The 6,883-nt window shown below is 72.2% G+C and carries 7 protein-coding genes; all 7 read right to left on the minus strand.

Features of this window, described 5'->3' with window-relative positions; all coding sequences use genetic code 11:
• Positions 1–71: 71 nt before the first annotated feature.
• Complete coding sequence (locus tag DLJ59_RS22600; protein WP_124774615.1) at positions 72–2,294, minus strand: MMPL family transporter; 2,223 nt, start codon at positions 2,292–2,294, stop codon at positions 72–74.
• Positions 2,295–2,515: 221 nt separating this feature from the next.
• The gene (gene mutM / locus DLJ59_RS22605) at positions 2,516–3,373 is read right to left on the minus strand and encodes a bifunctional DNA-formamidopyrimidine glycosylase/DNA-(apurinic or apyrimidinic site) lyase (protein WP_124774616.1); all 858 of its coding nucleotides are present in this window, start codon (positions 3,371–3,373) and stop codon (positions 2,516–2,518) included.
• Positions 3,366–4,307 carry a ribonuclease III gene (gene rnc / locus DLJ59_RS22610; RefSeq protein ID WP_244236169.1) on the minus strand — a complete coding sequence of 314 codons (942 nt, stop codon included), beginning with the start codon at positions 4,305–4,307 and terminating at the stop codon, positions 3,366–3,368. Before rnc ends, mutM begins: the two co-directional genes overlap by 8 nt.
• Positions 4,304–5,287, minus strand: a complete 984-nt coding sequence (locus DLJ59_RS22615) for a phosphate acyltransferase (RefSeq protein ID WP_124774617.1) — start codon at positions 5,285–5,287, stop codon at positions 4,304–4,306. The genes rnc and DLJ59_RS22615 overlap by 4 nt, the downstream gene beginning before the upstream one ends.
• 114 nt (positions 5,288–5,401) lie before the next feature.
• Complete coding sequence (gene rpmF / locus DLJ59_RS22620) at positions 5,402–5,575, minus strand: 50S ribosomal protein L32 (RefSeq protein ID WP_030335284.1); 174 nt, start codon at positions 5,573–5,575, stop codon at positions 5,402–5,404.
• Positions 5,576–5,580: 5 nt separating this feature from the next.
• Positions 5,581–6,144, minus strand: a complete 564-nt coding sequence (locus tag DLJ59_RS22625; RefSeq protein ID WP_030335285.1) for a YceD family protein — start codon at positions 6,142–6,144, stop codon at positions 5,581–5,583.
• Between the two features lie 109 nt (positions 6,145–6,253).
• Positions 6,254–6,751 (minus strand): SPFH domain-containing protein, encoded by a 498-nt coding sequence (locus DLJ59_RS22630; protein ID WP_030335287.1) that lies wholly within the window; start codon positions 6,749–6,751, stop codon positions 6,254–6,256.
• Positions 6,752–6,883: the final 132 nt, after the last annotated feature.

Here is a 6,883-nt window from a genome sequence, read left to right on the forward strand (position 1 = left end):
CCCTGACGCCCGCCCCGTCACCCCGGCCCGCCCCGGCCCGCCGACGCCGCGAGGGCGGTACCCGGGTGGGTTTACGGCACCGGCACCAGCTCCGGGGAGGAAGAAGCCGGCGGGTCGGTGGGCGCGATGGCCGGGCGCGGGCGCAGGAAGCGTGGAGCCCACCAGTTCGCGTCGCCGAGCATGGTCATCAACGCCGGCAGAACCACGCCCCGGATGATCGTGGCATCCAGCAGGATCGCCGCCGCCAGACCGATGCCGAGCTGCTTCATGTCGATCGTGCTCAACGTGGCGAAGATCGAGAAGACTCCGACCATCACGATCGCCGCGCTCGTCACCACCCCGGCCGACGAGGTGATCCCGTACGACACCGCGTCGCGGTTGGCCAGGCCGGACCGGACGCCCTCGCGGATCCGACTGACAACGAAGACGTGGTAATCCATCGAGAGGCCGAACAGCACCACGAAGAGGAACAGCGGCAACCAGGACACGATGGCGCCCATCGACGTGAAGCCGAGAAGCCCCTGCGCCCACTCGCCCTGGAAGATCAGCACCAGCAGGCCGTACGCGGCACCGGCGGAGAGCAGGTTCAGCGCGATCGAGCTGGCCGCGATCACCACCGACCGGAAGGTGAACGCCATGACCAGGAAGGTCAGCACCAGCACGAAGCCCATGACCAGCGGCAACTTGTCCCGGACGTGCTGTGCGTAGTCCTCGCTGTCGGCCACACCCCCGCCCACCGCGTACTCGATGCCGGGGATGCCGCGCAGCTCGGCCGGGACCAGGTCACCGCGCAGCCTCTCCAACGACCGCACCGACCGGTCGTCGCGACTGGCGTACGGGGTCGGGACGTCCAGCACCGACACCCGCCGGTCGGCCGACACCTCGATCTTCGGGCCGTCCGTCTCGGCGGGGGCGAACAGCGGATCGCCGGCGGCCCAGGTGGACAGGTCGGTGAGGGCGGCGTGTACCCGGTCGGCCTGGTCGGCGGGCGCCCGGACGGCCACCACGTGATTGGTCCCGGCGCTCGGGAAGGCGGCGGTGAGCCGGTCGTACGCCTGCATTGCCGGCGTCGTGCGGGGCAGGTCCTCCATGCCGGGGAACTTCAGCTTCATCCCGAGCGCTGGCGCGGCCAGCGCGAGCAGCAGTCCGACCGAGATGACCAGCGTCGCCACCGGCGCGCGCAACGCGGGCCGGAGCACCGCAGGCCACAGCCGGGGTGCGCGAGGCTCACCGTGCCGGCCGGTACGCGGCGCGGTCAGTCGCCACAGCCACGGCACCCGGGGCCGGTCCACCCAGCGGCCGAGCCGGGCCAGCAGCGCGGGCAGGACGGTCAGCGAACCCGTCACCGCGACGGCCACCACGAGGATCGAGCCGATGGCGAGGGACGAGAAGACCACGTCGCCGGCGAGCAGCAGCCCGGCCATCGAGATGATCACCGCGAAACCGGAGACCACCACGGCGTGCCCGGAGGTCTCCGCGGCGATCTCCACCGCGTCCAGACCGGACCGGCCCTTGGCGCGTTCCTCCCGCTCCCGACGGATGTAGAACAGCGAATAGTCGACCCCGACCGCCATGCCGATCAGCAGGATCACCGGTGCCGTGGTGTCGGTGGCCGGCACCAGGTGCGAGGCGAGGGTGGACAGACCCATCGCGGCGGCGACCGAGGAGAGCGCCAGCAGCACCGGCACGCTCGCCGCGATCAGCGCGCCGAACGCGATGATCAGGATCGCCAGGGTGACCGGCAGACTGAGCAGCTCGGCGCGCTTGAAGTCCTTGCCCAGGGTGTCATCGAGGGCCTGGCCGATCGACGGCCCGCCGACCTGCTCGACGCGCAGCCCGGGGTGCGCCACCTGCACGGCGGCGGTGGCGTCCCGCAAAGGCTGCACCCGCTCCGAGGCCGTCTCCGGGTCGCCCGACATGGTGATCGGCAGCAGCAGCGCCGAGCCGTCCCGCGCGGTGACCGGCTGGCCCACCCCGGCCACCCCGGCGACCGTACGCAGCCGGGCCGCCGCGTCGTCGGCCGCCGCCTTCGCCGCGGCCTGGTCCAACGCGCCGCCCCGGGAGGTGATGAGGACGTTGTCCACGGCCGGGTCGTCGAAGTCAGCGGCGTCCACGATCAGGCTGGCCCGTCCCGCCTCGCCGATCGCCTGGTCGCCACTCGTGGCCTCGTTGAGTCCGGCGGCGTTACCGCCGACGAAACACACCGCCACGAACACGGCCCACAGTGCGATCGCCCGCCACGGGTGCTCGGCGCTCCACCGCGCCAGCCGCACCGTCACCGGTCTTCTGCCCATCTCGGATCCCCCTGTCACGTCAGCCCCCCGGTCAACTGTGCTGACGCTAGGTGCGTGACGAGGCGGTCACATCGGGGATCGACCCCGGCCCACCCCGGAACCACCAGACCGGGAGTGGGGGCGGGTTCCTCGGGCGTCAGCCCGCGATCCGGACGTACCCCCGGGTCCAGCCCGGAGCGACCCACCGCGACCCGCCGGCATCGCCCCGAGCCGGCTCCGGGTCATCCCCGAAGGGAACCCCGGGGCCGTGGCTGACAGTGCGGGCAGCTGTACGAGGAGCGGTTCATGAACGCTTCGCGGCGGATCGGCGCACCGCACCGGCGGCACGGCTCGCCCTCGCGGCCGTAGGCGTTGAGCGCCCGATCGAAGTAACCACTCTCGCCGTTGACGTTCACGTAGAGGGCGTCGAAGCTGGTGCCGCCCTCGCTGATCGCCTCGGCCAGCACATCACGGACGTGGCCGAGCAGGCGTTGCACGGCCGGGCCGGTCAGCGCGTCGGTGGGTCGGGTGCCGTGCAGCTTCGCGCGCCAGAGCGCCTCGTCGGCGTAGATGTTGCCCACCCCGGAGATCAGGGTCTGGTCGAGCAGGGCCCGCTTCACCTCGGTGTGCCGGCGGCGCAGCGCCGCGACGAACGCCGCGTCGGAGAACTCCGGATCCATCGGGTCGCGGGCGATGTGCGCGATCTCGTCGGGCAACTCGGCGCCGCCCTCGCTCACCGAGAGCCCACCGAACGTGCGCTGGTCGACGAAGCGCAGCTCCGGGCCGTCGTCGCTGAACCGGAACCGGACCCGCAGGTGGGTCTCGTCCGCCGTGCCGGGGGGCTGGAGCAGCAGCTGCCCCGACATACCGAGGTGCCCGATGATCGCGTCACCGCTGTCCAGTGGCAGCCACAGGTACTTGCCGCGACGGCGGGCGTCCTGCACCGTCCGGCCGGCGAGAACGTCGGCGAAGTGCACGTCCCCCGGAGCATGCCGGCGGACCGCACGCGGATGACGAACCTCGACCGAGGCGATCCGACGGCCGACGACCCACTGGGCCACCCCCTGCCGGACGGTCTCCACCTCGGGCAGCTCAGGCACGCCGTCGCCCCGTCTCGTGGCCGTCGGCGCCCCCGGCCGGCAGCGCCTGCGCCAGGTGGTCGGCCTGCTCGGCCTGGGCCGCCCGCTCGGCGCGCTCCAGCGGCCCGAATGGCTCGTCCCGGTCGGAGGAGTCATCCCGGTCTGCCGAGTCGACCCGGCCGGTCGGCTGGTTCTGACGGTCGTCGCCGGCCCGGTCGTCCTGGCCGTCGTCGCCGTTCTGGCCGTTCTGCTCGGCGAGGGTGCGCCAGGCGGCCTCGGCGGCCCGCTGCTCGGCCTCCTTCTTGCTGCGCCCGTCGGCGCCGCCGTACCGGTTGCCGGCCACCACCACCCAGGCGGTGAACGTCTTGAGGTGATCCGGGCCGGTGCCCTCGATCCGGTACTCCGGGACGCCGAGCCCGAGCGCCGCCGTCAGCTCCTGAAGGCTGGTCTTCCAGTCCAGCGCGGCGCCACGACCGGCCGACTCGGCCATCAGCGGGTCGAAGAGCCGGTGGATGACGATCGCCGTGGTGTCCAGGCCGTACTGGAGGTAGATCGCGCCGAGCAGCGCCTCCAGCGTGTCGGCGAGGATGCTCGCCTTGTCCCGGCCACCGGTCGTCTCCTCACCCTTGCCGAGCAGCAGGTACGCGCCGAGCCCGTCCGGGCCCAGACCGCGGGCCACGTCGGCGAGCGCCCGCATGTTGACCACGCTGGCACGCAGCTTGGCCAACTGCCCCTCGGGCAGATCCGGGTGGTTGTGGAAGAGCGCCGTGGTGATCACCACGCCGAGCACCGAGTCGCCGAGGAACTCCAGCCGCTCGTTGGTCGGCAGCCCGCCGTTCTCGTACGCGTACGACCGGTGGGTCAACGCGCGTTGGAGCAGCTCGGGTTCCAGGCTCACTCCGAAGGCGGCTTCCAGGTGACCGACGGACGCCCGCCGCCGCTTGTCGTTGCTCATGTGCGTACCTCGGTGTCGGTGGAGCTATCGGTGCGATCCGTCGCGGCGTCGCTGGCGAGCAACGCGGAGACCAGATCGGTGGCGCGCCGCCGCCACAGGTGGGCGGCGAGAGCTATACCGGAGGCGACGTCTCTGGCGCGGGCGGCCCCGTGGCAGACGACCACCGTCCCCGCGACGCCCAACAGGGCCGCCGCGCGGGGGGCGCCACCCTCGGCAGATGGGCCGCCGGCCATCGCGTACGCGCCCTCAATGGCCTTGAGCAGCACGTTACCGGTGAAGCCGTCGGTGACGACCACATCGGCGCGCGCGCCGAGGGCCACGTCGTACCCCTCGACCAGACCGACGTAGCGGGCCCCACCGGGCAGCGGTTCGACGGCGAGCAGAGGGTCGGTGGCGCGGCGGACCCGGTCGCCCTTGCCAGCCTCGGTGCCGACCGAGAGCAGCCCGACCCGGGGCGCGGCGATCGAGTGGGCCACCGCCGCGTAGGCGGCGCCGAGCACGGCGTGGCGGGCGAGGGTGGCCGGGCGGGGTTCCAGGGAGCCGCCGACGTCGAGCAACACGACCGGCCCCGCCACTGCGGGCAGGGTGGCGGCCAGCGCAGGTTGGCGGATCTCCGGCGAGCGGCCGAGGCCGAGCACGGCGGCGGTGACTGTGGCACCGGTGGCGCCGGCGGAGACCAGGGCGTCAGCGGTCCCGTCACGGACGGCGATGACGGCGGCCCGGACGGTGCTCTCGGCGCGGGCGGCGCTGGGATGGTCGGCCATGCCGACGACATCGCGGACGGGCCGCACCGTGATCCGGGCGCGTTGCGCCGGATCGAGGGCGGCAATCAGCTCGTCGGCGACCTCGGTCGGACCGACGAGAAGCAGATGCAGGTCAGGGTCGGCGCGCATGGCCCGCAGAGCGCCGTCAACCACGACGGCGGGAGCGTCGTCCCCGCCGAGGAGGTCAACGGCGATCCGCGCGGTGCCCGGCTCCACCGGTACGCCGGCCGGAGTAGGCCGGCCGGCGTCGGAAGGAGCCGGGGCACCGGGCGAATGCCAGGATGCGCGCGCCGCCCGACCTGGGGTCGGGGGCGTCACTCGGCGTCCAGGTCAGACCTCGAGAACCTGGCGGCCGTTGTAGGTGCCGCAGACGGAGCAGGCGGCGTGCGGCAGCTTCGGGGACTTGCACTGCGGGCACGCAACGGTCGCGACCACGGTCGCCTTCCAGTTCGCCCGGCGGGACCGGGTGTTGCTGCGCGACATCTTGCGCTTCGGGACGGCCACGGTTCTTACTCCTCTGTAACGGTCAGTTGCGACAGGCCCGCCCAACGCGGGTCGATCTGCTGGTGACTGTGGTCGGCCGGCAGATCGTCCCAGTGCGCCCCGCATTCGGGGCACAGTCCTGGGCAGTCCTCCCGGCAGAGCGGGTTGGTCGGCAGCGTGAGCACCAACGCGTCCCGCAGCGCCGGCTCCAGGTCGATCAGATCGCCCTGCATCCGGCCCACCTCGTCCTCGTCGGTCGTGGCGTCCGTGGTGCTGTCCTCGTACGCGTACAGCTCCTGGATCGTCACGGCCATCGAGTCGTTGATCTCGCGCAGGCAACGGCCGCACTCGCCCCGGACGGGACCGGTGATGGTCCCGGAGACGAGCACGCCCTCGGACACCGACTGCAACCTCAGATCGAGGTCGAGGTCCGCGCCCTCCGGCACGCCGATCAACTCCACACCGAGGTCCGCCGGTGCCGGCACGACCCGCTGGACCTCACGCAACGCGCCAGGGCGACGCGGCAGGTCCCTCGTGTCGAGGACCAACGGCGACCTGGGGTTGAGTGTCGATGGCGAGTGCTTGGGCATAGTTAGACTCCGGCCGGTGAGAGGCCGACAAAAAAGGTTACCTGGACGACCGCCGGACCGTCGAACCGGGGGCGACGCCCGCCTGAGAAGTCGGCTGGTGAGGTGCCGCTCAGAAGGGTAGCGGGCGTTCCGCCTCATCCCCAGCGAAGGTGCCGATCTCACGCAGCGCGTGCATCTTGTCCCGGCCACGCTCTATCGACGCCAGCGCCCTGGTGAGGAACTGCTCGAAGTTGGCCAGCGCGGTGTCGACGTAGTCGTCGACCTCCTCACGCAGGCGCTGCGCCTCGGCGCGGGCCTCACCGATGATCCGGGCACCCTCGTGCTCGGCCGACACGGTGATCTCGTTCACCGAGACCAGGCGGGCGTGTTCTGCCTCACCCTCGCTGATGATCCGGTCCGCCTCCCGCTTGCCGGCTTCCATGATCTTGTCGCGCTCCTCCAGGAGCGCGGCGGCACGACGCAGGTCGGCGGGGAGATCGGCGCGCATCTCATCGAGGGCAGCGATCATCTCACCCCGGTCGACCATGCAGTTGTTGCGCGACATCGGGACGGAGCGGGCCTGCTCCAGGATGGCGATCAGTTCGTCGATGCGATCGAGCGGGTCCACCGGCTACCTCACTCCTGTCGTTCGTCGGCCGACCTCCATGATGCGGGCTACGGCCGTTCCCCGCGCCACCAATCATGTCGTGCCCGCCCCACCGCCGCCCCACTCACCCCATCCCGGCGAGTCGCGACATAG

Origin of the sequence: Micromonospora inaquosa, assembly GCF_003857055.1 — a bacterium.
Classification (GTDB): Bacteria; Actinomycetota; Actinomycetes; order Mycobacteriales; family Micromonosporaceae; genus Micromonospora; species Micromonospora inaquosa.